This window comes from Pseudomonas sp. JL23 (assembly GCF_056933585.1).
On the sequence record NZ_CM167795.1, the window covers coordinates 3,427,675 to 3,453,104 of the forward strand.

Annotated in this window: 22 protein-coding genes and 1 pseudogene; 17 read left to right on the plus strand and 6 right to left on the minus strand. The window is 57.6% G+C overall.

Features of this window, described 5'->3' with window-relative positions:
• Nucleotides 1-346: 346 nt before the first annotated feature.
• From AC1Z24_RS15865 to AC1Z24_RS15885, 5 genes are all read left to right on the plus strand, one after another.
• Nucleotides 347-1,612, plus strand: coding sequence for an amidohydrolase/deacetylase family metallohydrolase (locus AC1Z24_RS15865; protein ID WP_259103545.1), 1,266 nt, complete (start codon nt 347-349; stop codon nt 1,610-1,612).
• A gap of 14 nt (nt 1,613-1,626) precedes the next feature.
• Nucleotides 1,627-3,204, plus strand: coding sequence for an oxalurate catabolism protein HpxZ (gene hpxZ / locus AC1Z24_RS15870; protein WP_483746478.1), 1,578 nt, complete (start codon nt 1,627-1,629; stop codon nt 3,202-3,204).
• Entirely contained in the window at nt 3,201-4,424 is a 1,224-nt protein-coding gene (locus tag AC1Z24_RS15875) for an amidase (protein ID WP_483746479.1), read from the plus strand. Before hpxZ ends, AC1Z24_RS15875 begins: the two co-directional genes overlap by 4 nt.
• A complete protein-coding gene (locus AC1Z24_RS15880) occupies nt 4,424-6,031 on the plus strand; it encodes a gamma-glutamyltransferase family protein (protein ID WP_483746480.1) in 1,608 nt (535 codons plus the stop codon). The genes AC1Z24_RS15875 and AC1Z24_RS15880 overlap by 1 nt, the downstream gene beginning before the upstream one ends.
• 130 nt (nt 6,032-6,161) lie before the next feature.
• Nucleotides 6,162-6,674: a sigma-70 family RNA polymerase sigma factor gene (locus AC1Z24_RS15885; protein ID WP_483746481.1), complete on the plus strand. Its 513-nt coding sequence runs from the start codon at nt 6,162-6,164 to the stop codon at nt 6,672-6,674.
• 264 nt (nt 6,675-6,938) lie between these two features.
• On the opposite strand, the gene AC1Z24_RS15890 is transcribed toward AC1Z24_RS15885, so the two are convergent.
• Nucleotides 6,939-8,030: an NADH:flavin oxidoreductase/NADH oxidase gene (locus tag AC1Z24_RS15890; RefSeq protein WP_483746482.1), complete on the minus strand. Its 1,092-nt coding sequence runs from the start codon at nt 8,028-8,030 to the stop codon at nt 6,939-6,941.
• A 229-nt stretch (nt 8,031-8,259) separates the two neighbouring features.
• Between AC1Z24_RS15890 and AC1Z24_RS15895 the strand changes: the two genes are divergently transcribed.
• On the plus strand, nt 8,260-8,559 hold the full coding sequence (locus AC1Z24_RS15895) for an ArsR/SmtB family transcription factor (protein WP_483746483.1): 300 nt from the start codon (nt 8,260-8,262) through the stop codon (nt 8,557-8,559).
• Here the strand turns inward: AC1Z24_RS15895 and AC1Z24_RS15900 are convergent.
• Nucleotides 8,550-8,786: an AbrB/MazE/SpoVT family DNA-binding domain-containing protein gene (locus tag AC1Z24_RS15900; RefSeq protein ID WP_483746635.1), complete on the minus strand. Its 237-nt coding sequence runs from the start codon at nt 8,784-8,786 to the stop codon at nt 8,550-8,552. The genes AC1Z24_RS15895 and AC1Z24_RS15900 overlap by 10 nt on opposite strands.
• 121 nt (nt 8,787-8,907) lie before the next feature.
• On the opposite strand from AC1Z24_RS15900, the gene AC1Z24_RS15905 reads away from it, so the two are divergent.
• The 5 genes and pseudogenes from AC1Z24_RS15905 to AC1Z24_RS15925 all read left to right on the plus strand — a co-directional run bounded on the left by AC1Z24_RS15905 (nt 8,908) and on the right by AC1Z24_RS15925 (nt 13,963).
• The gene (locus tag AC1Z24_RS15905; RefSeq protein WP_483746484.1) at nt 8,908-11,256 is read left to right on the plus strand and encodes a membrane-bound PQQ-dependent dehydrogenase, glucose/quinate/shikimate family; all 2,349 of its coding nucleotides are present in this window, start codon (nt 8,908-8,910) and stop codon (nt 11,254-11,256) included.
• Between the two features lie 84 nt (nt 11,257-11,340).
• Nucleotides 11,341-11,643: a DUF1883 domain-containing protein gene (locus AC1Z24_RS15910; protein ID WP_259103523.1), complete on the plus strand. Its 303-nt coding sequence runs from the start codon at nt 11,341-11,343 to the stop codon at nt 11,641-11,643.
• A 41-nt stretch (nt 11,644-11,684) separates the two neighbouring features.
• Nucleotides 11,685-12,176: a DUF1543 domain-containing protein gene (locus AC1Z24_RS15915; protein WP_483746485.1), complete on the plus strand. Its 492-nt coding sequence runs from the start codon at nt 11,685-11,687 to the stop codon at nt 12,174-12,176.
• Between the two features lie 167 nt (nt 12,177-12,343).
• Nucleotides 12,344-13,060, plus strand: a pseudogene (locus tag AC1Z24_RS15920) (MCP four helix bundle domain-containing protein); the annotation flags it as partial.
• Between the two features lie 198 nt (nt 13,061-13,258).
• Nucleotides 13,259-13,963: a methyl-accepting chemotaxis protein gene (locus tag AC1Z24_RS15925; RefSeq protein WP_483746636.1), complete on the plus strand. Its 705-nt coding sequence runs from the start codon at nt 13,259-13,261 to the stop codon at nt 13,961-13,963.
• 14 nt (nt 13,964-13,977) lie between these two features.
• Here AC1Z24_RS15925 and AC1Z24_RS15930 read toward each other — a convergent pair whose 3' ends face one another.
• Nucleotides 13,978-16,110, minus strand: a complete 2,133-nt coding sequence (locus tag AC1Z24_RS15930; RefSeq protein WP_483746486.1) for a response regulator — start codon at nt 16,108-16,110, stop codon at nt 13,978-13,980.
• Between the two features lie 271 nt (nt 16,111-16,381).
• Here AC1Z24_RS15930 and AC1Z24_RS15935 point away from each other — a divergent pair, with 271 nt between their 5' ends.
• The 3 genes from AC1Z24_RS15935 to AC1Z24_RS15945 all read left to right on the plus strand — a co-directional run bounded on the left by AC1Z24_RS15935 (nt 16,382) and on the right by AC1Z24_RS15945 (nt 18,769).
• Nucleotides 16,382-16,630, plus strand: a complete 249-nt coding sequence (locus tag AC1Z24_RS15935) for a hypothetical protein (RefSeq protein WP_483746487.1) — start codon at nt 16,382-16,384, stop codon at nt 16,628-16,630.
• Nucleotides 16,631-16,667: 37 nt separating this feature from the next.
• Entirely contained in the window at nt 16,668-17,144 is a 477-nt protein-coding gene (locus AC1Z24_RS15940; RefSeq protein WP_483746488.1) for a hypothetical protein, read from the plus strand.
• A 92-nt stretch (nt 17,145-17,236) separates the two neighbouring features.
• Nucleotides 17,237-18,769, plus strand: coding sequence for a diguanylate cyclase domain-containing protein (locus tag AC1Z24_RS15945; protein ID WP_483746489.1), 1,533 nt, complete (start codon nt 17,237-17,239; stop codon nt 18,767-18,769).
• Nucleotides 18,770-18,957: 188 nt separating this feature from the next.
• Here the strand turns inward: AC1Z24_RS15945 and AC1Z24_RS15950 are convergent, their stop codons facing one another.
• Together AC1Z24_RS15950 and AC1Z24_RS15955 are read right to left on the minus strand one after the other, a co-directional pair.
• A complete protein-coding gene (locus tag AC1Z24_RS15950; protein WP_483746490.1) occupies nt 18,958-19,380 on the minus strand; it encodes a hypothetical protein in 423 nt (140 codons plus the stop codon).
• 298 nt (nt 19,381-19,678) lie between these two features.
• Nucleotides 19,679-20,713 (minus strand): OmpA family protein, encoded by a 1,035-nt coding sequence (locus AC1Z24_RS15955; RefSeq protein ID WP_483746491.1) that lies wholly within the window; start codon nt 20,711-20,713, stop codon nt 19,679-19,681.
• A 395-nt stretch (nt 20,714-21,108) separates the two neighbouring features.
• Here AC1Z24_RS15955 and AC1Z24_RS15960 point away from each other — a divergent pair, with 395 nt between their 5' ends.
• Genes AC1Z24_RS15960 through AC1Z24_RS15970 form a run of 3 tightly spaced genes read left to right on the plus strand, consistent with a single transcriptional unit; the run spans nt 21,109 to nt 23,717 of the window.
• Nucleotides 21,109-21,597 carry a hypothetical protein gene (locus AC1Z24_RS15960; RefSeq protein ID WP_483746492.1) on the plus strand — a complete coding sequence of 163 codons (489 nt, stop codon included), beginning with the start codon at nt 21,109-21,111 and terminating at the stop codon, nt 21,595-21,597.
• Nucleotides 21,598-21,643: 46 nt separating this feature from the next.
• Nucleotides 21,644-22,411: a hypothetical protein gene (locus AC1Z24_RS15965; protein WP_483746493.1), complete on the plus strand. Its 768-nt coding sequence runs from the start codon at nt 21,644-21,646 to the stop codon at nt 22,409-22,411.
• Between the two features lie 37 nt (nt 22,412-22,448).
• Nucleotides 22,449-23,717, plus strand: a complete 1,269-nt coding sequence (locus AC1Z24_RS15970) for an OmpP1/FadL family transporter (protein WP_483741688.1) — start codon at nt 22,449-22,451, stop codon at nt 23,715-23,717.
• A 64-nt stretch (nt 23,718-23,781) separates the two neighbouring features.
• Here the strand turns inward: AC1Z24_RS15970 and AC1Z24_RS15975 are convergent, their stop codons facing one another.
• Nucleotides 23,782-25,416, minus strand: a complete 1,635-nt coding sequence (locus AC1Z24_RS15975; RefSeq protein WP_483746637.1) for a hybrid sensor histidine kinase/response regulator — start codon at nt 25,414-25,416, stop codon at nt 23,782-23,784.
• Between the last annotated feature and the right edge of the window lie 14 nt (nt 25,417-25,430).

A 25,430-nucleotide genomic window follows, 5' to 3' on the forward strand; every position in this document is an offset into this window, starting at 1 on the left:
AGTCGAAAGCGTCGATTATAGCGATAAAAGTGGCATGCCTCCTTGTTTTTAAATGCTTTTTGCCGCCAGTTTATGTGGATGGTCAGCTGCGTCAGATCAAAGATAACCATCAGATAATGTGGTATGCCACTTAGTGCGCAAGCATGGTGCGCAGGGGCTTTAAATGGTGCAGGAGGCATTCTCCAGACACACTGCGGTGAGCCAATAAAGAAGGTATGCCACATTTATTTTAATAATATATTATCGTTATTAATCAGATATATATGTTGTCTATTGTTTTAGGATGAAACGCATTGGCACATTGATTGCGTCGAGGGTCGTACTCAAGGCATTTCAAGAGACACTCATGAAAAACATCCTTCTTTACGGTGGTCGTGTCATCGATCCTGCCAACTCCATCGATACCCTGTGCGATCTATTGATTGAAGGGGATCGCATCAAGGCGGTCGGTCAACTGCGGGGCACCGACGCCGCTCAAGGCGCCGAGCTGATCGATTGCAGCGGCAAGCTGGTCTTGCCTGGCCTGATCGATACCCATAGCCACGTTTATCAGTACGTCACCGGGCGCTTTGGCCTGAATGCCGATATGTGCGGCGTGCATTCCGGGGTCACGACCCTGATCGACCAGGGTGGGGCGAGTTGCATGACCCTGCCGGGCTTTCGCCAGTTCATCGTCGAACCGTCCGAGAGCCGCGTACTGTCGTTCATTTCGGCGTACCTGGTCGGGGGGCTGGAGGGGCATTTCTACCCGGAGCTGTATCGCCCCGAATGCGCGGACGTTGCCGCCACGGTCAAATCGGCGTTGGCCAACCGCGACATCGTCAAAGGGATCAAGGCCCACGCTGAACTCGGCGGCTTTGCCCGCTGGGGCCTGGATGTCATGAAGAAGGCCGCGCAGATCGGCGAGCAGACGTCGCTGCCGGTGTATATCCATTTTGGTCAGCTGTGGCCGATGCCGGACGAGCCCACCTACGACATCGATCCGGACAGCATCTTCCCCCAGGTCCTCGACGTGCTGAAGCCCGGTGATGTGCTGGCGCATCCCTTCAGCCGGCATCCCGGCGGTTTCGTCGAGCAGAACGGCGAGATGCATCCGCTGGTCAGCGAGGCCATCGCCCGCGGCCTGAAAGTCGACGTAGGCCATGGTTCGCACTTCAGCTACAAGATGGCCGCCAAAGTGATCGAGGCGGGTGTGGTGCCCGATACCCTGGGTTCCGACATGCATGGCTACAACACCACAGTTCCCGCACCGGCCGGCACCCCGGACGAGCACCCGGACGAAGAGCACCTGTTTGCCGGCACCTCGCGCTTTAGCCTGGTGTCGACCATGGTCAGCATGATGGCCCTGGGTTTGAGCCTTGAACAACTGGTGCCGATGGTCACCAGCAACGCCGCAAGACTGGCGGGTATGAGCGATGAAATCGGCAGTCTCGGCGTTGGCCGTGAAGCCGATGTCAGCGTGCTCAGCGACGAGGAGGGTGCCTGGCTGCTGCGCGATAACGAAGGCACCGAAGTGATCGCCAGGCGCATGCTGCAACCGCTGTTCTGCCTGCGTGCGGGCAAACGCTTCGATGCCACAGCGGCAATCCTGCCTGTCCCTCGCGTCGCCTGATAAAGGGTTCAGCCATGACTGCTCAATCGTTCTCGCCTGAGGCAGATGACCTCGCCCTGCAAGGCGCTCTGACCCGGCTTTACGCGGTGCGCCCGGTATGGGCCGCCGTGCGCAGTGCCCGCGAGGCTACAGGGCTGGCACCGATGACCCTGCTGCACGCCGGGCCGCCGTTCAGCGACCCCTGTCAGCCCAGTGCGCCGGTTTTGTCCTCAGCCGTATTGTGCTGCCTGTATGAAGGCTGGGCGGATACGCAAACCGAGGCCGAGGCGATGATTGCTGATGGTCGGGTGAAACTGTTGCCAGCCCAGAGCCATCGGGTTGTCACGCCCCTGGCGGCGGTCATTTCACCGTCCACCAGCCTTGTCGAAGTGCGCGACGGCGGGCAAGCCAATGGCTCGCGCTGCTGGTCATTGCTCGGCAGCGGAGCGGGTGCGCAGTTGCGTTTCGGCAGCCGTGATCCAGCGATTCTTGCCCGTATGAGCTGGCGTGATCAGCATCTGGCGCCCGCGCTACAGGCTGCCCTGAACAAAGCGCCGGTTGAGCTGATACCCCTGGCGGTAGCGGGGCTGCGCGGCGGTGATGATCTGCACAGCCGCACGGCCTCTGCGACCACGGCGCTGTTGCAGCGCCTGTCCTCGGCGGTTGATGCCGATGTCACCGCCATGCTCGAGAACACCCCGCTGTTTTTCCTCACACTATGGATGGCAAGTTGTTACCTGATGCTTGACGCGACGCGCAGCAGCGATCCGGGCCAATCGACGAAACTGCTGCTGGCTCTGGCCGGCAATGGCAGCGACGCGGGTGTGCGCCTGGCGGATGACCCCGATCGCTGGCTCATCGCCCCGGCCCATGTTCCCCAGGGCCCGCGACTGGGGCCGGAGCTGATCGAGGCCTGTCCGATGCTCGGTGACAGCGGTGTGATCGATGCCGCCGGGTTTGGTGCTCAGGCCTGGTTTTATACGGTAGAAACAGCTGAGCCCATGAACGGCTGGTTGCCGGGCGGCACAGATAAGCGAGCGGGCTGGCTGGTCGGCGCTGCGCCGCAATTCAGTGCATTCGGCCTGGGCAGTGCCATCGATGCTTCGCGAGTCGTTGATAGCGAACTCACGCCACGGGTGGCGATTGCCATGCTGGACGCCAAAGGCGAAAAGGGTTTGCTCGGGCGTGGGATCTGCCTGACCGATCCGGCGCTGTTTGGCACTGTCCGGACTGGCATGCCCATTAACGATGCATCAACACTGGCGAGCCTCAACCATGCGTTCGAACGCTATGAGCGGGCTCTCACCGGCAACGACGTCGCCGTACTCGACGAGCTGTTCTGGGACAGCCCCCACACTCTGCGCTACGGTGCCGGTGAGCATCTGTACGGCTACGACGCGATCCAGGCGTTTCGTCGCGCCCGTCCCGGTAAAGGGCTGGAGCGCAAGATTCTGCAACGTTCTGTCACCAGCTTTGGTCAGGACTTTGCCGTGACCAATATGGTGTTCAGCCGCGAAGGGCAGGTGCAGCTTGGGCGGCAGACGCAAAGCTGGGTGCGCATGGACGGCCATTGGCGCATCGTTGCCGCTCACGTCAGCGGGATGAGCCTGTGAATCCGTACCTGTGGCCGGGGCTGCACGGTGCTTTCGTGGCCGAAGGCTTCGGTGAACTACCTTCGCCCGTCGACGTGGTTAATGAACCACGTCTGAACGATGTGCGCCTGGCCGTGAAAGATGTCTTTATCATCGACGGCATGACCTGTGGCGCAGGGAATCCACAGTGGCTAGCGCAGCAATCCATTTCCAGAGAAACAGCCCCGGTGGTGCGCTGGCTGTTGGCCGAGGGCTGCCAATGGATCGGTAAAACCGTGACCGACGAGCTGACATACAGCCTGGCCGGGATCAACGTTCACTACGGCACTCCGGTCAACCCCGTCGATGCCGAGCGCTTGCCCGGTGGCTCTTCATCCGGTTCGGCAGTGGCCGTGGCGGCAGGGCATGCGGACCTGGCCCTGGGCACTGACTGTGGCGGCTCGATTCGCCTGCCTGCCAGTTATTGCGGGCTGTGGGGAATTCGGCCTACCCATGGGCGGGTCGCGGCCCAGGGCTGTTTTAGCCTGGCGCACAGTTTCGACACCGTCGGCTGGTTCACCCGTGATGCAGGCACCCTTGGCACAGCTCTGGAATGCCTAATGCACAGTCGCCTTGCGGTTTCTGCCTCGCGCTCCGTAAAACTGTTGGTCAGCGAGGATGTGATCAATCTACTGGATGAGCCGGTGCAACAGGCGTTCGAACACTGGTTGCTGGAGCAGGCGATTGTCTATCGACGATTGCCTGCCGGCACGTTGCCGTTGGACAGTTGGGCCCAGGCGTTGCGCACCTTGCAGGCCGCCGAGATATGGCAGCAACATGGTGCCTGGGTACAGCGCGCCACGCCGCAGTTCGGTATCGATGTCGCTCAGCGCTTTGCCGCTGCCGCCCTGATTTCCCCTGAACAAGTCCTGGCCGCGGCACAGGCACGCAGCCAGGCGCAAAGCCTGCTGACGCAGGTGTTGAGTGACCATCATCTGCTGCTGTTGCCGCCGGTTCCGGGTGTCGCGCCCAGGCTTGATGCGTCTGCGCAGGAGGTCAACGATACCCGCGCCCGTTCGCAAAAACTGCTGTGCCTGGCCGGTCTGGCAGGGCTGCCGCAAGTGGTTATGCCCTGGCAGCGGATCGACGGTGCGCCGGTGGGCCTGTCGGTAATGGGGCCACGTTTTGCTGATGAGGCGGTCTTCGAAACAGCAAGTCTTCTGCACCATCAATCTATCGTTCAATCTTCCGGGAAACGCTGATGCCGCATATTCTCAATCCAGCCCGAGGCACACGAGCCATGGCCGTCGCGCCACATTCCCTGGCAGCGCAAAGCGCCTTGGCCGTCATGCGCGAAGGCGGTAACGCCGTGGAGGCGATGATTGCTGCTGCGGCGACTATTGCAGTGGTCTATCCCCACATGAACAGCCTGGGCGGTGATGGTTTCTGGCTCATCGCCAGACCGGGGGAAAAGCCCATGGCCCTGGATGCCTGCGGCGCGGCGGCAGCGGGGGCCTCGCTGGAAAGTTATCGCGAGCGCGGCTTGCAGAGCATTCCCTTTCGCGGCGGGCTGGCGGCCAATACGGTGGCGGGCACCGTCTCGGGCTGGCAGGCTGCATTTGACTGGCAAAGTGAGTGCCTTGGCGGGCGCTTGCCATTACCGCGCCTGCTTGAGGATGCGATTGGCTACGCTCGGGATGGTATTCCAGTCACCGCCAGCCAGAGCCGTTGCACCCTCGGCAAACAGGCGGAGCTGACCCCCGTCAGCGGTTTCGCCTCGACGTTCCTGCTCAATGGGCAGGCGCCGCTGACCGGGCAACGCTTCAAGCACCCGCGCCTGGCCGACACCCTTGAGCACCTGGCGAGTGCCGGGCTCAGCGACTTTTACCGTGGCGACCTGGCGCGCAGCATCGCCCAGGAACTGGAGGCAGCGGGCAGCCCCCTGCGCCTGGAAGACCTGCAACGCCAGCATGCCGACTGGCGCGAACCCTTGGTCCTCAAGCATTCACGAGGGCAGGTCTACAACTTTCCGCCTCCGACCCAGGGCCTGGTGTCGTTGCTGATTCTTGGCCAACTGGACCGTTTGCTGACCCCGGACATGGACGCACTGGGCGCACCGTTCGTACATGCCTGCGTTGAGGCGACCAAGCGGGCGTTTGCCATTCGCGATCGACACATCACTGATCCGGCTTATATGGAGCATGAAGCTCAGAGCTTCCTGACCCCGGAACGCCTTGATGCCATGGCCAGCACCTTCGATGCCGGGCATGCCGCGCCCTGGGGCCTGGGCGTCGGTCCTGCCGATACGGTATGGATGGGGGTGGTGGACGGCGAGGGCGTGTCGGTCAGTTTCATTCAGAGTCTCTACCACGAGTTTGGCAGCGGTATCGTGCTGCCAACCAGCGGCCTGAACTGGCAGAACCGGGGTTGCAGCTTTTCCCTCGACCCGACCGCACGTAACCCGCTGACGCCGGGACGCAAACCTTTCCATACCCTCAACCCGGCCATGGCCCGGCTCGACGACGGGCGCACGCTGGTCTACGGCAATATGGGTGGCGACGGGCAGCCGCAATCGCAAAGTGCCGTGTTCAGCCGCATCGTGACCTTCGGCATGAACCCCCAGGCCGCCATCGACGCACCGCGCTGGCTGCTGGGGCGGACCTGGGGCAACAGCAGCGACAACCTCAAACTGGAGGCGCGCTTCTCACCCGACTGCGTCGATGGTCTGAGAGCGCGTGGTCATGATCTGCAAATCCTTGAGGATTACGACGAAAGCATGGGTCATGCCGGGGCGATCGTTCGTCACCCGGATGGCTTGCTGGAAGGGGGTAGCGACCCTCGCAGTGACGGCATGGTGGCTGGGTGGTGATACGTCCAATATAAATTTCTAAAAAGAATATAAAAATTATTTTTAAATATTATAAAGAATAAGTCCTGCTTGTTAGGATCGCGCCACCGGAACACCGGACATTAAGCACACCTCATTTTCAGGAGCCTCCATGTCCGGCACCTATGCAACTCACAGTGAACACGTGGGCGGTTTATTCAACAGTCATTACAACTGGCTGTGCAACCGCTTGCGCCACTTTCTGCACGAAGATGTCAGCGCCGAAGACGTGGCTGCCGATGCTTTTATCCAGTTGCTGTCGCGCCCTGAAATACTGCCGATCCATCAGCCCCGGGCTTTGCTTACGACCATCTCCCGGCGCCTGATCTACGAATTGTGGCGCCGCCGGGACCTGGAGCGGGCTTATCTGCAGGCTTTGCAACACGAAGAAGACGCCGAGGTGACGTCGCCTCAAGATCTGGCCCAGATGCTCCAGACCCTGGGCACGATTGAAGGACTGCTCGATGGGCTGCCCGCCAAGGTCAAGGCCACCTTTCTGTTGTCGCGGGTCAATGGCCTGACTTACCCGCAGATCGCTCAAGAGCTGGGTATCTCCCAACGCTCGGTCAGCGTTTATATGGTCCAGGCCATCCAGCGCTGTGTCTGCCGGGGCGTCGACTCATGAGGTACGAATGCCGGTACCGATGGCGAAGCTGCCCACGGCCATGGCCGCTTCCATTTTCGCGGCGGCACGCGCGGGCAGGACATGCCCGGGTGTTTGCTGGATGGACATGGCATGCTCCATTGAATACGAGAAAACCGCCGATCCTAACAATCGACGGCGAAGGCGTCTAGAACAGCCTTTTGCGGGAGAGTTCCCGGCGCTAGTCCCTCAGCGAAGCGGTTTGGGCCGAAGATGCCGCCCTGGCGGCGGCATCCGGCGAATGACTCAGCGGTAGCGTTCGAGCCAGTGCGCGTAAGGCGCGGGGAGGGTCCAGGAAGCCTTGTCGACGCCCAATTCCTTGGCGGCAAAGTATGCCCAGTGCGGATCGGCCAGATGGGCACGCCCCACGGAAACCAGATCCAGCTGACCATTGGCAATGGCTTCGTGGGCCAGTTGCGGTGTACCAAAGCCCCAGGCAGAGGTCACCGGCAGGCCGGCTTCACGGCGCACACGCTCAGCGATCGGGCCCATGAACGCGGGGCCCCACGGGATGTTGGTTTCCGGGATGGTGAAACCGACACTGACGCTGAGCAGATCGAGACCACCGGCCTTGAAGCGCCGCGCCAGTTCAATCGACTCGGTCAGGGTCTGCTCGTCACGACCGTCATACTCGAGAACGCCGAAACGCGCGGTCAGCGGCAGGTTTTCCGGCCACACTTCACGTACAGCGGCCAAGGTTTCCAGGAGGAAACGGCTGCGGTTGTCGAAGCTGCCGCCGTAGGCATCGGTACGCTGGTTGGAGTGCTCGGAGAAGAAACTCTGGGCCAGGTAACCATGGGCAAAGTGCAGCTCGATCCATTCAAAACCGGCCTCATGGGCACGGCGCGCGGCATCGACGAAGTCCTGGCGGACCCGGGCGATGTCGTCCAGGGTCATTTCCCGAGGCACTTTCGGCAAATGGGCGCCGAAGGCAATAGGGGAGGCGCCGATGGTCTGCCAGCCATTGGCATCGGACTCGGCGATGTGATCGTCACCTTCCCAGGGCCGATTGGAGCTGGCCTTGCGCCCGGCGTGGGCGATCTGGATACCGGGCACGGCACCGGCCGCTTTGATCGCCTGTACCGACGGGATAAACGCCTGGGCATGTGCATCACTCCAGATACCGGCGCAGCCGGGGGTGATACGGCCTTCAGGCGCCACGGCTGTCGCCTCAACCACCACCAGCCCGGCGCCGCCCCGGGCCATACTGGCCAGATGCACATGGTGCCAATCGTTGATGATGCCGTTGTCGGCCATGTACTGACACATGGGTGGAATGGCGATGCGATTGCGCAGGGTGACGTCCTTGAGGGTGAACGGCTCGAACAGTGCTGACATGGGTAGATTCCTGACAGGGATGGTAATTCGCTTGTTCGATAGTATTCGAACTATGACCTCAATTGAAACCCTGCGGGCTGTGGCAAAACGTAGCGATCGAAGGCAAGACAAGGCAAAACCGGCGAGGAAGCGCAGTGTACTGGCTGTAAATGAGCTTTCGAGCCTGTTTTTAACCCCGGATTGCCGAGCGCAGTAGTTTTGACACTGCCTGCCCAGTTATCATTTGCCAATGCGTGCCTTCAAACATCCACCCCCATCCGACTTCGTCCTCGAGCGTGTGCTTTACGCGCTGAGCGACCCTGTGCGCCTGGACATCGTCCGTTGCCTGTCGCGCGTCGTCGAGGCATCCTGCGGCGAACTGGATGGCGGGCGGCCCAAGTCCAGTGTCTCCCACCACTTCCGGGTCTTGCGCGAAGCGGGGCTGGTGCAGGCCCGCAATGTCGGGACCACCCACATGAACTCGTTGCGTACCGAAGAACTCAATGTACGGTTTCCGGGATTGCTCGAGTGCATCCTGTCTCAGGTCTGAGGATTGCCTTTTTCGTCGAAGGTGGACACCAGTTCATCGATGCGATCGGGCACCCTGGGAGTCTTTGACAGAACCAGGCAGCGCTGCGTGCCCACGTATTCCTCAATGAGAAACAGCGAGTCGCCGACATCGACCCCCAGCTCCTGTAGCGCCTGATCCGGCATGCGGATCGCACCGTCGCCGTCCCATTCTTCAATGGTGATCTTGATTGCCGTCCTGTTTTCCATGGGTTTTCCGGTCTGGATGTATGTGGCGGCGATTCTACTCGCCTTGCGCCATTGCAACGCCCTGAGTCCACGGTGGTCAGAGCCATCAGCGTAGGCGTTATCCAATAGAGCGGGGCGTTTAATGGTGTTGAAGTTCACAAGCATCGTCATGGCGATACTGGCTGTTGCCGTTATGTATATGGGGTACGGACTGTTGGCCGTCGGCGGCACTCCAGCCTATGCCCTGATCGGTGCAGGCGTGCTGATGACCGCGGTGCTGTTGTTCCTCGGGAAACGGGCAGCGCTGACGTTTTACGCCCTGTTAATGTGGGCGATTCTGGCGTGGATCGTTGGCGAAGTCGGCTTCGATAAGTGGCAGTGGATCCCGCGCGGTGATGTGTTCGCCCTGCTGGGGCTGTGGCTGGCATTGCCGCCGGTGGTGCGCCGACTGACAGGAAACGGGCAGGGCTTTCATCCGTTTCTCGGCGGCACCGTATTGGTGATGATGACGCTGGTGGCAGGCCTGCTGTTCTACGATCCCTATCCGCAGCCGGGCACAATCAGCAATCCGACGTCTGCCGGGGTGGCTGGTGGAGCAGGGGACGACTGGGCCGCTTACGGCGGCAGTACCGACGGCCAACGCTTCTCCAGACTCGATCAGATTGCCCCGGGCAACGTGAAAGACCTCAAGGTCGCCTGGGAGTATCACACTGGCGATCTGCGCGACCCGGACAAGGATGCCGGCGAATACACCTTTGAAGCGACGCCACTGAAGGTCAATAACCAGCTCTATCTCTGCACCGCGCATAACGAAGTGCACGCCCTCGACCCACAGACAGGTCGACTGATCTGGAAGTACACGCCGGAGAAAATTCGCTCCTATCTTCAGCAGCACCAAACCTGCCGGGGCGTCAGCTATTACGCGACACCTGACACCCAGGCTGCAACGGCGCAGTGTGCGAAAAGGATCATTACCGCTACCGCAGACGCCAGACTGATCGAGCTGGACGCCGACACCGGCAAGCCCTGCGCAGATTTCGCAGAGAACGGGATCCTCGACCTGAGGGCCAACATGGGCAAGATCCGTCCCCATGCCCTGATGCAGACGGCCGCCCCCCTGGTAGCAGGCAAGCTGATCATTGTCGGCGGGTCGGTGATGGACAACGGTTATAACGCGGGCAACCCGTCCGGGGTGATCAGGGCCTACGACGTGCTCAGCGGCAGGTTGGTGTGGAACTTCGATCCGGCCCAACCGCAGAACACTCAACCCATTGTTGCTGATCAGGACTACGCCCAGGACACGCCCGTAGCCTGGGGCACCCTCAGCGCCGACATGGGCAATAGCCTGGTCTACATACCTTTTGGCAACGCCTCGCCGGATGAGCTGGGGCGCAACCGTGACCCTGACAGTAACACCGAGAAGTTGCGCGACACATTGGTCGCCCTGGATCTGCAAACCGGTGCTTTCAAATGGAAATTCCAGACCTCATACAACGACCTGTGGGATCGCGATAATCCCGCGCAGCCGTCGCTGATCGATCTGGGCGAGGAGGGCCGCAAGCAACCGGCGGTGGTGTTGCCGACCAAGACCGGCAATATTTTCGTGCTCAACCGACTGACCGGTGAACCGATCATTCCCGTTGACCAGGTCAAGGTTTCCACCCAGGGCGGCGTGGCCGGTGAACATTTTGCCAGTAGCCAACCGGTATCCCGGCTCAACTTCATCCCTGAACCGCTCAGCGAAAAAGCCATGTGGGGGCTGACGCCTTTCGACCAGATGGCCTGCCGCATCAGCTACCGCAAGTTGCGCTACGACGGCAATCCGTGGACGCCCGGCACCGAGTCGGGAAGCCTGGTATTTCCGGGCAATATCGGCGTATTCAACTGGGGCTCGGTGGCGGTTGACCCGCAGCGGCAACTTCTGATCGGCGCCCCGGTACGCCTGGCCTACCGTTACACCTTGTTCAAACGTAGCGCTGCCAATGCCGAGCAGCGCTTGTTTACCGAAGAAGGCAAACCGTACTGGAACGAAAACTTCGAGGGCGACTACGCAATCCGGATCAAGCAGTTCGTCTCCGCACTGGACATCCCCTGCATCGCGCCGCCCTGGGGAACCATGGTCGGCGTTGACCTGAACAGCGGCAAGACCCAGTGGCTGCGCCGTATCGGCACCACCAAAAATCTCAAGACCAGCTTTCTGCCGGGCGGTTTTCCCCTTGCTCTACCGGTAGGCATGGTGGCCCACGGCGGGCCGTTGATTACGGCAGGCGGGGTGGTTTTCCACGGTTCGACCGCCGATAACTTCTTGCGCGCCTACAACGTCAATACGGGCGAGCTGCTTTGGCAGACGGAATTGCCGGCAGGCGGGCAGGCCACGCCTTCCACGTATATGGGCAGGGACGGCAAGCAGTATGTGGTGATTGCTGCCGGTGGCCATGGCGCCATGGGGGTCAAGCTGGGGGACAGTGTCATAGCGTTTCGTCTGGACTAAGTGACATGGAATCAGGCCTCTGCCGCAGTCAGCGAAATCGCCGTGATATCCTTGCCCGTCAGCGATATATAAACCGAGCCCCCCATGAAGTTCATTCACCAGCGAGAGCACCTTAACGAAGACGATATCGTCGTCATCGAGTGCTCAAACACCTGCAATATTCGACTCATGAACGACGCCAACTTTCGCAGCTTCAAGAATGGCGGACGTCACAGTTATCACGGCGGAGCGTTCGACAAGTTTCCGGCAAAAATCGTGGTGCCCAGCACCGGGTTCTGGAACATCACCATCGATACCGTCACGCAACGACCGATCAGCGTGACACGCAAGCCCAACCTCAAGCATTCGATCAAGATCGTGCGCCGCTCCAACAGCCGGCTTCAGTAGTTGAACCGTATTCACGCGCAACATCTCGTCAAGGGAACACCATGCTTTATGTTGTGATGCTGGGCGGCAAACATCCCAAGGCAGCCATTGAAGTTCATGACGTCGCCTTCGTTGTAGCGCAAAGTCTGGAGGCAGCCTATCCGCAACTGCGCCAGAGCTGGTTCGGCAAGCCTGCGGGACTGCATATCGACGCCTGGATGGCCGTCGATGGCGTCGAGAACTTTAAGGTGGAAATCAGCCCGCTGGCTCCCCGGCCCGGGTCGCCGCGTTTGTATTTCATCAATCTGGGCGGCTATGACCCTCAGGCTTTTGGTGAAGCGCACCACTATCTGCTGGTCGTGGCGAAGGACAAGAACGAAGCCAAATCCAAAGGCAAGCAGCGGATGCTTGGGCAATGGAGCAAGCCTCATACCGATGCGGTGATGGATATTGACGACTGCCTGCCGATCGACCTGATAGACGGGCGCTATATCCATCTGGTCGAAGGCGAGCACAGCGGTGTGGTTCAACGAAACGACTACATCGTTATCTAATCTGGTTCGCCAGACGTTGTAACTGACACCACTGCGTCTACTCCCGACAACAAGTCGGCTGCCGCCAGGCACATCGAAGAAAACCCGCCTACGCTGCTTAAAGATTTGCATTCCGCGTCGATAGTTCTTTTACAGGTCTACCTTTTCCATGGAAGTCAGGAGCCCGTATGCGCCTTAGAAATCTCAACGTAGCCCCACGTGCAGCGTTGTTCTTTACGCTGATCATCGCCCTGGTTTTTGTGCTTGGCGTCGTTGCGGTGGTGCAGATGCGCCATCTGCGCGAAGCGGAAAAAGAGGTCGAGACCAATTGGATGCCCAGCGTGCGGCAAACCGCACTGATGAACGCCGGGGTGATGCGACTCAGGCTTGAAGTCCAGCGGGCCATCGCCGGACGCGAGGACATGCAAAAGACCATCGAAACCTTCCCGGGCTTTCGCAAGGCATTCTCGGATGCCGTGGCCAACTATGAGCCTTTCATCACAAGCGATCAGGAGCGCACGCTTTATCAGGCGGTCAAGACCTCTGCCGAGGCGTATTCCAGACAGCTGGATTTGCTCGTGCCGTTGATGAAAAGCGGTGACCTGGCCGCGATAGGTAACCTGAATGTCAGCGGAATCCGGCCCATAACGTCGAAGATGGAAGGGCAGATCAAAGAGCTGACCGACGCCAATAACCTGGGCGCAGCTGCAGCAGGCGACAATGCAGCCAATCATTATTGCGCAGGACTCTGGCTGGTTGTCGGCCTGATTGCCGGGGTAGTGTTGCTGACCATCGGCCTGGCAATCATGCTGACCAGAAGTATCACGTCGCCCATCGGCGATGCCTTGTCCGTTGCCGAGCGTATTGCCGGTAGCGATCTGTCCAGGGAGGTTCTGGTCAGCGGAACCGATGAAGCGGGGCGACTGCTCAAGGCCCTTGCCCAAATGCAAGAGAACCTGCGCGCCACCATCCTGGAAATATCCGAATCTTCCACTCAACTGGCCTCGGCGGCAGAAGAAATGACAGCGGTCACAGAAGAGTCCAGCCGCGGCCTGGTCGCGCAGAACGATGAAGTCAATCAGGCCGCTACGGCGGTCACCGAGATGAGCGCGGCGGTGGATGAAGTCGCCCGTAATGCCGAAGCGGCCTCTGAAGAGTCGAAACGCACCCATGGAGTCACTGAGGTCGGCCTTGATCGTGTGGCCCAGACCTTGAAGTCCATTCAAAAGCTGAGCGGCAACGTGGAAAACACCAGCGACCAGATTCAAGGCCTGTCGAACCGGGCACAGAGCATCAATAAGGTGGTCGAGGTCATTCGCGCCATCGCCGAACAGACCAATCTCCTGGCGCTCAACGCTGCCATTGAAGCCGCACGAGCCGGTGAACAGGGCCGCGGTTTTGCCGTGGTTGCGGACGAGGTGAGGGCGCTGGCCCACCGCACCCAGCAGTCGACGCAAGAAATCGAGCAGATGATCACGGCCATTCAGGGCGAGTCAGAACAAGCCGTGCAATCGATGAATACCAGCAAGGAACTGGCGACCGAATCCCTTGATGTCGCGCAGGAAGCCAGCAGCTCGCTGGATCAGATTGCCATGGGCATCAGCCAGATCAACGAACGCAATATCCTGATCGCCGCCGCGTCCGAAGAGCAGGCCCATGTGGCCCATGAGGTCGACCGCAACCTGATCAGCATTCGTGAACTGGCGGCGCAGAGTTCAGCGGGGGCGAGCCAGACAGCCGTTGCCTGCAGCGAGATGTCGAAGCTGGCGGTCAATCTCAATCAGTTGGTAAGCCGGTTTGTAGTGTGAGGGCTGTCTGACTCCTACAGCGATTCACTCCTGACGGAAGGCTTATCAAGCTTGATCAGCTTTCCAATCGCCTCATGCAGCCGTTCGAGTTCGAAAGGTTTGCGCAGGACAACGGCGTTGAAGATAGAGTCCAGGGCCAGGGTATCCGAGAAGCCGCTGACAAATATGATTGGCAACTCGCGCTGGATTGAACGGGCTTTTCTGGCGAGGTCGGCGCCGTTCATGCCTGGCATCAGGAAATCCATGACGGCGATGGCGCAGCTATTTGATTCCAGGATGGTTAATGCGGCAGCGGCATTGGCGGCTTCATAAACCGTATGCCCATGCGACTTGAGTGATTCGGTTATTACGCTGCGGACATTATCGTCATCGTCGACGACCAGAATCGCTTGCCCCGGCAGGGGAAGCGTCATCGCACCGCCGGGTTGCGGTTCATCTGCGCCCACGGGTTGGGCCGTGCCAGCCTCTGCTTTGGGCATGGACAGCACCACTGTAGTGCCTCTCCCGACCGCACTGATAATGCGCAGATCTCCACCGCTCTGGCGACAAAGACCATAAGCCTGCGCCAATCCCAGGCCGCTGCCTTTACCATGTTCTTTCGTCGTAAAAAACGGCTCACCGGCCTTTGCAGCAACTTGCGCAGTCATCCCGCTACCGGTGTCAGTGACCACTACGTCCACCGTCGATTCGACCTCCGAGACGTTGCCGACATTGATGGAAAACTTCCCTCCATCTGGCATGGCATCCCGCGCATTCAATGCAAGGTTGACGATGGCCAGTTCAAATTGCAGGGGATCTGTCTGTATCCAGATCTCCTCATCAGCCAGCGTGATTTCTACATCAATCCGGGGGCCGAGGGCATTGCCGAGCAGTTCCTTTGACGCCTTGATGATTTCATTGAGCCCAACCGCTCTTACATCCAGGCGCTGGGTTCTGGAAAAGGCGAGTAATTGGGCCGTCAGCTTGATCCCTTTTTCCGTTGCCTGAGCCGCTCTGGACAGATTTTTGAGCGCTGGAGAATCGGCTGGCAGTTTACGTTGGACAAACTCAAGGTTGCCGGACACGGCCATCAACAGATTATTGAAGTCATGCGCTATCCCGCCCGTTAGTTGGCCGATGGCTTCAAGGCGCTGGGCGCGGTACATCGCATCTTCAGCGTTTCTGCGCTGCTGGGTTTCATTTTGCAGAGCCTGGCGCTTTTCATGTAATTCAAGTTCTAACGCGGCCCGAATATCGCCTTCCAGACGTTGGTTGATACGCTGTTCGTCGTCCAGCCGGGCAAGTATGACGCCGTCCCTTATGATCAGCGCGACCAATGGAAGAAACATCAGAACGACCACCAGGGCGATCGCGGTCGCGGCCCCTATGAGTTGGGTATTGACCGCATAGATCAGCAACCAGCCGGTGATCGGCAACATCGCGGTCAGTGTCAGTTGCCGTCGAGTGACTGAGCCAGGTCTTCTGGCCGAAACGACTATCGCCATCCAGCCTCTGGACTGTGTCAGTAATGTAGCCCCAGCCAGGCAAAGCAGGGCGAGGGCTGTATGCAGGGCCATGGTGTTGAAGGGATAGAGTGAATAAAGATCTTTGACGCCGTAGACATAACCCAAAGTTCCCAGCCCGGCAATAACCAGCGTAGCGGCCGCCAGCCACTCACAGATGTTGTGCTTGCCGATTGCACGCATCGTCTGTGACAACGCCAGCAATGCCAGGCATGTCGCCGTGGCGATTGAAGTAAGGCCAACAGGCGCCGAGCGCTGGGGGAACAACAGCGTGGCGGTTGACAGGCTGACCACGTCCCGGCCGATGAACATATGACTCATCAGGACCAGCGTGGTAATAACGGAGGTTACTGCCAGGCAACTCCACATCAGCCATTTTGATTTATGCACCAGCAGATTGGCCGAAGCCACGCAGATCAAGCCGGTCGCAGTAAGAGGCGACATTCCCTGAAGCCCTGCGCCCAAACGTATGAGGCCGGAAATGTCCAGCAAATAACCCACCAATGCCAAAAGACCCACCAGAATCGCCGCGCTGCACAGCCATATCGAAGCTATTTCAAATCGCCTGAGCAAAGCCCGGTCCGGCACACCAAGGCCGGGCCTCTGGGCCAAAAACGCTGCAGTTTTTACGTCGGCTGGAGGCATAAATCTCTCTTGAAAATTGAACTTCCTCGGGGACAAGTCCTGGGGGGCAGGGGCCACCTATCCGCTACAACTCTGCATGGTTTTGGCCTTCGTTACAGGCAGGTTTGCCGACCGAAAGCCGACATTGATGGAGAGACTAGACCATGGAGGCGAAACGCAACGAGTCTTCGGTCAGCTACTAACAAGGGGGGCATATCAGTGCCGACTGACCGAAAGTGAACTGTGACGCCCCAACGTGGCCTTAACTTCACAACCGAAGCAGGAGCCCCTGATGAACAACGATCAATTCAACCAGTACGACGCTGAGCGCTTCAAGCAACGAGTGGCGCAGGAACTGGGCATCACGCTCGAAGAGCTGAAGACCTGGATGATCAACGATATCGAACGGGTCACCGAAGGTGGCAGTGAAGTCGGTCACATGGTGGTGTTCCGGGAATCGACGCCCGTTGAAGTCCTCGATAAATTACGCAATCGACAAAGTCAGTTCACCGCCATGACCGGAGTGATAACCCACGGCTGAACCGGCTCCATCATCAAAGCAAAAGGATTCCCCGCTTATGATTGGTAAGTTCGCGCTCGCCCTTGGCGCAGCACTTTTGTGTTCTTCCACTGTTTTACTGGCTTCCGATCCACCCGGGCCGACCGTCATCCAGGACAAGGGCGCTTATAAAAAGCTGCTGGGACAGCACAAAATGACCCTGCAATGGATCAGTTGGGACAAGGACAAAGCCGGCCTGGGCACAGTGGATGAGCGCAACGGCACGCTCTACCTTAGCGGTCAGCAAACTTCCAGCGAGACGAGTGACAAGCTGATGGTCGATGGCATCATCACCTCGGTCAGCGCGAAGACTTTCACCTTCAAGGGCCGCATCGTCACCCAGGTTTCCTATCTGGCCGGGGGCAAGGCCTGTGTCCGGGACGGCGAATACACCTTCAAGATCACCGGTGCGCGCAAGTTCTGGCGCATGCAGGAAATGGACAACCCTTGCGATCCGCCGTCCGTGGATTATGTGGATTTGCGCTTTGATCAGTAAGCACGCTGACTCATTCTGACTCCTGTGTGTCCCGGTGCCAGTCTGCATACGGAGTGTTGGCCACTTTATGCCGGTTGAAGTTCGTGGGATACATGGCCGGGCTCGCTAGGGTCTTTTCTCTTTTCTGGTTATCGGAGAATTTCAACAGTAACGTGAGAGATTTGCTCAGTCACGGCTTATTTAGCGCAAAGAAATCGGAGGAGGGGGCCAAAAGGCGACGCCCGGCGTATCCAGTACTATGCTATTGCGGCATTGGCTCGCATCTGTCCAGCGACCGGCCTGATGGCAACTGGGTTTTATGTACATGGAGGTGCGCATTGCAGGTGCAAGAAGAAGTATTGGAAATTCTTGTAGTAGACGATCAGGAAGAAAACCTGGAGGAAATGCAGGAGTTACTTGAGGAGCTCGGCAGAACCGTTCGCTGTGTGAGCTCCGGTACTAAAGCACTGGAAGTCATGGCCACCGGGAAAGTTGGCCTGGCGCTGCTGGATGTTCAGATGCCGGGCATGGATGGTTTTGAAGTCGCCCGGCGAATGCGCGCAGACCCCAATAGCCGTTTTACTCCGATCATCTTTGTATCGGGCATGCGCCAGACCGATGCTGTGCTTAATCAAGGCTATTCAGCAGGCGCGGTAGACTTCATGACCAAACCGGTGAATCCGACCATGCTACTGCACAAGGCACGGATTCTATTGGAGCATGATCATTATCGGCGCAGTCTGCTGCGCACCAGTGAGCAACTGGAGCGGGAGCGTTCATTCAACGCCTCGATTCTGGACAATACCGCCGAAGGTATTCTGGTGGTGGACAGCGACGGTCTGATCCGCTTCGCCAACCCGGCCATCACGCGCATGCTCGGTTGCTCCGGCAATGAACTGCAGGGCACAGAGTTACAGGCGTGGATCGAAACGCCTCATGAAGAAAGCTGGCAAACCTCGCTGTGGCTGGATCACTTGCAACGCGGCGAAAACCTTCGTCTACACGACGCCAATCTGCGCAGTCGCGATGGCCAGATCATCCCGGTTGCCTTGTCATGCTCGCCGTTGCCGGACGGGCAACAGGCCATGACGGTCCTGGCGCTGGATATGTCTGCGGTGCGAGAACTGCACCGCAAGCTTGAAGTCATGACCATCACTGATCCGCTTACCGGGCTGCTTAATCGCCGCGGGTTCATGCAGGCATTGGAGGCCGCCATTTCGCGTAATCAGCGCACAGGGCGGCTGGGAGCATTGTTGTTCCTTGACCTGGATGGCTTCAAACAGATCAACGACAAGTTCGGCCATGACCGTGGCGACGAGGCTTTGCGTTGGGTCAGCGTTCAATTGCAGGCGTGTTTACGACCGTATGACCGATTGGCGAGGATTGGCGGGGACGAGTTCACCGTCATCATTGAAGGCGTTGACAGCCGTGAAGACGTTGCTGCGGTCGCCGAGAAACTGGTCAAGCAAGTCGCAGCGGATCAAGACAGCTTCCTGTTGGGCGCAAGCATAGGCATTGCCTGTCTGCCTGAAAGCGGGAGCAGCGTCGAAGAGATCATGCGTGCTGCAGACTCCGCGATGTATGAAGCCAAACATCGAGGCAAGGGACAGTATCGTTTTCATACCAGAGACAGTCAGTCGAATTGAACCTACTGGCCGTAATGAGCCGTCAAGGCGGCTTGTTGGCGAAGGCGCAAAAGAATAGAGGAAGAGGGGGTCATACAGGGCCATCAGGCAAACCTCGATCAAAGAACCCTCTGGACCGGGCCTGCCTATAACTCGCCTGGGAGGACAGGAGTCACCCATCCAAAATCAGCACGATTGCCAAGACTGGATCAGTAAGAGCTTTTGTTGACGCAAGTGTGGGTGATTTGATTATTGCCATCGTTGGCATCAAAGTCAGTCACCACATCATTTTTATCGAAGGTCAAGGTGATCACGCAGGTGCCTTTCTTGATCGACGTGTCCCAATTGTTATTGGTCACCATGACGCCGTTTTGCATTTGTGTGGAGCTGCCAAGATAAATATTCCGATTATAGGAGCCATCCATAAACCACTGGAGTTTTTTCTCACCGTTTTCCCCGGATACAAATGTGCGGTCAGGTTGGCCATAAGAATCGACAGCCTGAGCCAGCGTTTTTCCTCGCCACATTTGTCGGGCAATTATTTCATCGATCCCGCCGGTGGTGCCGCATCCTGAGATAAGAATGCCGATAATAGCTACCACCCACAGCCGATATTTATCAGGCTTTCGCATGCAGTTTTTTCCATGTTTTTTATCAGTGTTTGTGCCCAGACGCAGGATTGAGGAATCGGAGTTAAGGCGCTGTCATTAAGAACTCGCCCTGTCGATTTTCCCACGCGCTTGGGTACTCTTGGTGAGATTTTATTTCTGGTATTCTGTCAGTTCAATAGTACATATGGACTAGGTAATCCCGGATTAAAGGTTAATTAAACGCTACACCCAACCGCCCACTTATATTGCGTGAGCGGTCAGGGGCCGTCGCCTGGCCTGGAAAGCGGTTGCAGACGTCAAGTCAAAGTCTTCAGATTACTTACTGCTTGACCAACTCGACCCGGCGGTTTTGTGCCTTGCCATTTTCGGTTTCGTTGTCGGCCACCGGATCGGCGCTGCCAAAACCCGCAGCAGCCAATCTGGCTGGATCAATACCCTGGGTAATAAGGGCTGCGACGACGGCGTTGGCTCGACCTTCTGAAAGTGTCTTATTGTGTGTAGGGTTGCCGGTACCGTCGGTATAACCATTTACCGCCAACTTCAGTGATGTGTCTTGTTTAAGCAGCTGGACAATCTGCTCAATCTGCGGTTGCGCATCTTGAAGGATTTCGGTGTGATCAGTGGCAAAGTTGATATGTACTATCACTTTCCCGGCCTCGTCGATCCGGGTCTTGAGGTCACTGGCGCGCAATAAGCTGGCGGTAATTTCCAATGGCTTGGTCTCGGCAATGAGCAGGCCTCCACCGAACTGGTAACTGCACAAATGGATCCATATGTCGCGATCTGCTCGGTGTACGACGAATACCTGGGCGGGATCGTTCCAGATATTTCCCAGACCGCTGTTGTACTTGACCGCAAAATCGTGCGGCCACTCTTTGATCTCCTGGCCTGCTGCTTCCGGGATCTTGCCGTCGAACACCTTTTTGCCGCCCAGCTGTAAGACCATCGCTTCGATGTTGCGTTCTAACTCTATGTCCGAGAATGTCTTGTCTTGCGCTGTACTGATATGCGCCGACCAGACCTTTCCCTCTACCGGTTCGAGTCGATCACCTGTCCAAAACGGTACTTGGTCAAAATCGGCGATATCAGGTGTGGCTCCCGGCAAATATCCGGTGGGTAGCTTGATATAAGGGAAGGCGCCCAGCGGCACGCTTGATACATTAAGGCTGGACGATCGAAAGCCCTGTTGTCTTTCGGTTGTTGAACGCTTCGTTCGCTGCTCTTCGGCACTACAGGCATTGGCTGCAGACACTGTTGCATGATTGCTGTTCTGCGCAGCAGAGTCCTGCTTCTTACACGCAACTATGCCCAGTGCCATAGCGAAAACCAACGTCGCTGCTACAGCTTCTTTCATATTGATAGTCCTTACAGCACGAGAAAGGATATAGCGACAAGCAGTAACTTGATTATCCCGATTCCCTTCGTGTTTACTGTCTTGGTTGTTGCAGAGTGCATCAATTCAAATTCACGGTTGTCACGTCACCTTAGGGTTTCCGCCTTCAGTCGCCTATAGCACACTTGTACTATGGCGCTCATTGGCGCTTATCCTTAAGCTGAACGGGCTCGAAAAAACCGTAAGATCCTGGGTCCAAATAATGCGCAGTGACTCTTTCCAGTCTGCGGAGGGGAAGTGTTTGCTCGTGTTCATTCTTTTGACTCCAGTGTGCCGGTGGATTGAGCGGTGTTGGGTCAACCTCACCGTACGCTCGATCGAAATGAGCGCTCCTGAACATAACTCAAGGTAAGCTTATGTCCTTAAAGCATGGAAAAATACTTAGGTTCGGATTCGCGGTGGTCGTATTGAGTTTCGTTCTGGGGGGATGCGCCAATACTTCAGACTTAATGAGTTCCTTAAACCCGGGTGCGCAAAAATTTGATGCCGTGTATTTGAAAAAAACCATCATTCCCGGCAAGACTACCAAAAGTCAGGTAACGCAATTGTTCGGCGCTCCTGCCGAGGAGGAGCTTGACGCGACCAGTAGAAGTAATGGGTCAAACTGGACGTATGATAAAAATCAGGAAGGCCTGGAAAAGTACATGACCCTGGCCCATAAATATGTCTCGACCGAGACAAGCCTGCAAATGTATGACGCCTCAGCACAGGTCTCCAAGGCTCAGGGTGTCGCCAGCGATATCAGCAGTGTGACGGGCACCAAGAAAGTTCAAAGCCAAACCCAAGGGACAAGGTTGATTATCTACTTCGTGGATGATGTGGTGGACTACTACAGGCTTTACTAAATATTCCACTTTTTTCTGGAATGGTAACCAAGGATTAATACGTAACATGGATAGAATCAGCGTGACGTGTCGTCAGAGAGCAACCTCCTGCAGGGGCGCGTCTCGCTTCATTTTATTAACGGCTGTGATACTCGCCTGCGTACCGACTTGGGCCGCTGTTGCCAACAGTGAATCTTCTGCGGGCTGCCTCAACGAATCAGACTATAAGACCGGAACGATCGTGGAGGCACTCCATCGCTCCAGCGCCGCGCCGGATCTGCTCGGCCGCAGCAGGACCGAAACGCTCGGACCTCAGGCATTTGCGGGCGCTATGGCAGTGGCGTTTCTACATACCTCTTACAACGGCGATCAGCCGATCTACACAACCACAACCTTTTCCAATATCGTTGATGGCAAACTGGTGCGCTACGGCGACAGCCATGGCTCGGGAGCTTCCCAGGTGACAACGACCTACGATCCGCCTCCTGCCACTGCGATTGACTTACAGCCAGGCCAGACCGTCACGACGCAATACCGAGGCAAGGTGCATTCGAGCAGCGCAGAGATCGAATTCAGCGCCTCGGAAAAGCTTACCTACCATGGACGTGAGAAAATCAGCACAGCGCTTGGTACGTTTGATAGTTGTGCGTTTACCACTGAAACCAGTACGGATGTCCAACAATCTGATCATCGAAAAAACGTGATCGCAAATAAGGCCTGGTTTCCCATAGACGGCCCATATCGCGGCCGCCCGGTGAAATCGATTTCTTTTTCTACTGATGGAAAACCTTCTGTTGTATACGAAGCGGTGAAAATCAGGGTGACGGGCAACTGAGTCTTTTGAACACACATTGTTGTGAGTATTCGAACCTATGCACAAGACTACGCTGGGCCTCACTTTTGCGCTTTTCTCAACACACCTGTATGCGAGTGGTTTTGCACTCAATGAGCAAAGCACCAGCAGCATGGGAACAGCATTTGCCGGACGTGCGTCTGCTGCCGACGACGCCAGCACTGTTTATGGAAACCCTGCTGGCATGGCGCGTCTGCAAGGGCAACAGATTACAGGTGGCGTCACGTTCATCGACGTGTCCACTGACATTCGCGACGCAAGTGGGCGCTCAAACGGCACGAACAAAGGGGACATGGTGCCGTTCCAGGCCATTCCCTTCGGTTTCTATACCTACACAATGGATGAACACTGGGCGTTCGGGGTGGGGATTTATGCGCCGTTCGGTCTGGCAACGGACTACGAGTCCGGCTTTCAAGGGCGCGCGTTCGCCAGTAAAAGCGATGTCAAGGTCATCACCCTGCAGCCGGCCATCAGTTACGCCTTCAATGATCGGGTGTCAATCGGCTTCGGACCGACCCTTAACCGGCTGAAGGGCGATCTGGAATCCGACCTGACACTCAGTCCTGCCATCCCTGACACCAACGTGAAAGTGGAGGGGGATGATGTAGCCCTTGGCTTCAATATCGGCCTTTTAGCCAACTTGACCGACGCCGCGCGTGCCGGTGTGACTTACCACTCTGCGGTCCGGTATCACCTCGATTGCCACACCCGTGTGGCCACAGGTGCCGGAACCCCACCACAAGTGCTGACCAGCAATCGCTACGATTGTGCGATGCAACTGGATACTCCGGAGTCTGTGGACCTTTCAGTCACACAGGACCTGGGTGATGCCTGGAAGCTCTACGCGGGCGCAACCTGGACTCGATGGAGCCGTATGAAAGATTTGAGTTTCAGCACGCAAAGCATCAGTCCGGCGGCGGGCGGTGTGCTTGCCTCTTCGCTGTCGAATGCTGTTGCGGGCGGGCTGGACTGGCACGATACCTGGGCGCAGGCACTGGGTACCTCTTACCAATTGAACGCCCGGTGGCTTTTGCGCGCAGGCATCCGTTTTGATCAATCCCCGACCAGCAATACGAATCGCTCACCTCGTACGCCCACGGGGGACAGAACTATATACAGTCTGGGCGCGGCTTACGACCTGACCAGGAATCTGACAATCGATATCGCCTACTCCTGGCTCCGGGAAGAGCGTGTGAACGTAAACCGTGCCAATGCCTTGGCCAGTTACAGTGCCGAATATCAAAACAGCGCAAGTTTTTTTGGCGTGGGCGCAACATACAGGTTTTAAAAGCGGCAACAGCGTGAGTGCATAGCCGCGGCTGGTAGAAGATGCAGATCACTGCGCTGTATCTCTAATCTACGGGCAATGTGACGCTCCCGTGGTCGGCATCAGGTTGTTGTCGTTCATCGGCCGTGATTTTGAAGCTGCGCAGCAGAGAGCGAAGTTCTGCGGGTCGAACCGGTTTTGAAAGCACCGGAATATCCGGGTCATTCAAGGCTTGTCTTACGTGCTGAAGTTCGTGACCGGTGATCACGATGGCGGGAATCCGGCGGCCCTGCAGCTGGTTCAGGTAGGCAATGCAGTCGGCGCCTGACGCGCTCCGGTCCAGGTCAAAATCGGTGACTACGAGATCACAGTCAAACAGCCCTTCAGGAATGCTGCCTGATGTCTGGACCTCGCAGCCCCAATTGCGCAGCAGCATGGCAGTGGCCTGCAGCACGCTGTGATTGTCCTCGATCAGCATAACCCGCAGACCGCCAAGCAGCCGCGTGTTCCAGTCGATCTCCGGTGATGGGGCAGGGAGGTTGGCTGCGACGATAGGCAGCCCTGCAACGGTAACGACCGTTCCGTGGTCCGGGGTCGAGCTGATATTAACCCGCAGGTTCATGAGTCTGGCAATCCGGCTGACAATACTCAAGCCCAGCCCGACACCTTCAATGTCTCGATCACGTGTCTCCCTGACCCGATAAAACTCGTTGCACAGATGTGGCAGGTGCTCAGCAGAAATACCGCGCCCCTGGTCGTACACACCAATACAGAGTTTGTTCCCGCGCCGACGGCAGCCAAGGAGAATCGATTTGCCTGGCGCATATTTGAAGGTGTTGGAAATCAGATTCTGCAGCAACGTACTCAGCAACGCGGGGTCGGTGCGCACGTGATAATTGCCACTGTGTACACGAATCTGCACACCTGCCCAACTGGCGGCTTCGCTGTTCTGGCTCGCTAAACCCTTGAGCAGCAAATCCACATCGACCGTTTCAGGACGAGGTGTGACTTCACCTCGATTGAGTGTGTAAATGTCCAGCAGCGAGCGGAACAGCTGTTCGACCGCCCCCAGCGCACGATCAATGTTATTGACCAGTCGCCGTTCATTGTCACCCAGACTGGCGTCACGCAGGCAGGCGGTAAACAGGCTGATGGAATGAATCGGTTGTCGCAAATCATGACTGGCCTGGGCCAGAAACCGTGACTTGGCCTGATTGGCGGCTTCGGTTTCTTCAAGTGCCAGGTGCAGTCGGCCGAGCAGAAAGTAAACGAACAGCGGCAGCACCAGCATGGTCAGAATCATCATGACCGCGACAGAATGATGCTCACGCAGAAAGGGTGTCAGGGCGATGATGATCAGTAATGAAATCATCGAAAACCCGGTCGCCAGCAGCAGGTAATTGCGCCCGTAGCGCATGCCGTACCCCACGGTCATGCTGAGCATCACTGAATATACGGGAAGCAACGCTTCCCCTCCGACGGTGAGGGTGACGATCCCCGCCAGATTATCAGTGATCAGGGCGAACAGGCGGCGTCTGCCGGAGGCACCTGGACGCTGAGCGATACGCACTATCAGACCAATTGTCACGACGCCAAACCCCAGGCAGTAACCTAGAATGACGACCATTCGCTCTTCGGAAACTTCGCCCAGTTCGTAGGTAATGAGCGTGTACAAGGTCGAAGTGGCAATGACTGCCATGCGCAAAAGTGCCTGAGTCATTTCCAGATCGATGC

What these genes read in the sequence shown, in the direction of transcription:
- AC1Z24_RS15910 (WP_259103523.1), top strand. Translation starts at nt 11,341, where the DNA reads ATGAAGTTCATTCACCAGCGAGAGCACCTTAACGAAGACGATATCGTC.
- AC1Z24_RS15945 (WP_483746489.1), top strand. Translation starts at nt 17,237, where the DNA reads ATGGCCGGGCTCGCTAGGGTCTTTTCTCTTTTCTGGTTATCGGAGAAT.
- AC1Z24_RS15925 (WP_483746636.1), top strand. Translation starts at nt 13,259, where the DNA reads ATGAGCGCGGCGGTGGATGAAGTCGCCCGTAATGCCGAAGCGGCCTCT.
- AC1Z24_RS15885 (WP_483746481.1), top strand. Translation starts at nt 6,162, where the DNA reads ATGTCCGGCACCTATGCAACTCACAGTGAACACGTGGGCGGTTTATTC.
- AC1Z24_RS15905 (WP_483746484.1), top strand. Translation starts at nt 8,908, where the DNA reads ATGGTGTTGAAGTTCACAAGCATCGTCATGGCGATACTGGCTGTTGCC.
- AC1Z24_RS15970 (WP_483741688.1), top strand. Translation starts at nt 22,449, where the DNA reads ATGCACAAGACTACGCTGGGCCTCACTTTTGCGCTTTTCTCAACACAC.
- AC1Z24_RS15900 (WP_483746635.1), bottom strand. Translation starts at nt 8,786, where the DNA reads ATGGAAAACAGGACGGCAATCAAGATCACCATTGAAGAATGGGACGGC.
- hpxZ (WP_483746478.1), top strand. Translation starts at nt 1,627, where the DNA reads ATGACTGCTCAATCGTTCTCGCCTGAGGCAGATGACCTCGCCCTGCAA.
- AC1Z24_RS15880 (WP_483746480.1), top strand. Translation starts at nt 4,424, where the DNA reads ATGCCGCATATTCTCAATCCAGCCCGAGGCACACGAGCCATGGCCGTC.
- AC1Z24_RS15965 (WP_483746493.1), top strand. Translation starts at nt 21,644, where the DNA reads ATGGATAGAATCAGCGTGACGTGTCGTCAGAGAGCAACCTCCTGCAGG.
- AC1Z24_RS15895 (WP_483746483.1), top strand. Translation starts at nt 8,260, where the DNA reads ATGCGTGCCTTCAAACATCCACCCCCATCCGACTTCGTCCTCGAGCGT.
- AC1Z24_RS15930 (WP_483746486.1), bottom strand. Translation starts at nt 16,110, where the DNA reads ATGCCTCCAGCCGACGTAAAAACTGCAGCGTTTTTGGCCCAGAGGCCC.
- AC1Z24_RS15940 (WP_483746488.1), top strand. Translation starts at nt 16,668, where the DNA reads ATGATTGGTAAGTTCGCGCTCGCCCTTGGCGCAGCACTTTTGTGTTCT.
- AC1Z24_RS15915 (WP_483746485.1), top strand. Translation starts at nt 11,685, where the DNA reads ATGCTTTATGTTGTGATGCTGGGCGGCAAACATCCCAAGGCAGCCATT.
- AC1Z24_RS15975 (WP_483746637.1), bottom strand. Translation starts at nt 25,416, where the DNA reads ATGACTCAGGCACTTTTGCGCATGGCAGTCATTGCCACTTCGACCTTG.
- AC1Z24_RS15950 (WP_483746490.1), bottom strand. Translation starts at nt 19,380, where the DNA reads ATGCGAAAGCCTGATAAATATCGGCTGTGGGTGGTAGCTATTATCGGC.
- AC1Z24_RS15960 (WP_483746492.1), top strand. Translation starts at nt 21,109, where the DNA reads ATGTCCTTAAAGCATGGAAAAATACTTAGGTTCGGATTCGCGGTGGTC.
- AC1Z24_RS15890 (WP_483746482.1), bottom strand. Translation starts at nt 8,030, where the DNA reads ATGTCAGCACTGTTCGAGCCGTTCACCCTCAAGGACGTCACCCTGCGC.
- AC1Z24_RS15935 (WP_483746487.1), top strand. Translation starts at nt 16,382, where the DNA reads ATGAACAACGATCAATTCAACCAGTACGACGCTGAGCGCTTCAAGCAA.
- AC1Z24_RS15955 (WP_483746491.1), bottom strand. Translation starts at nt 20,713, where the DNA reads ATGAAAGAAGCTGTAGCAGCGACGTTGGTTTTCGCTATGGCACTGGGC.
- AC1Z24_RS15865 (WP_259103545.1), top strand. Translation starts at nt 347, where the DNA reads ATGAAAAACATCCTTCTTTACGGTGGTCGTGTCATCGATCCTGCCAAC.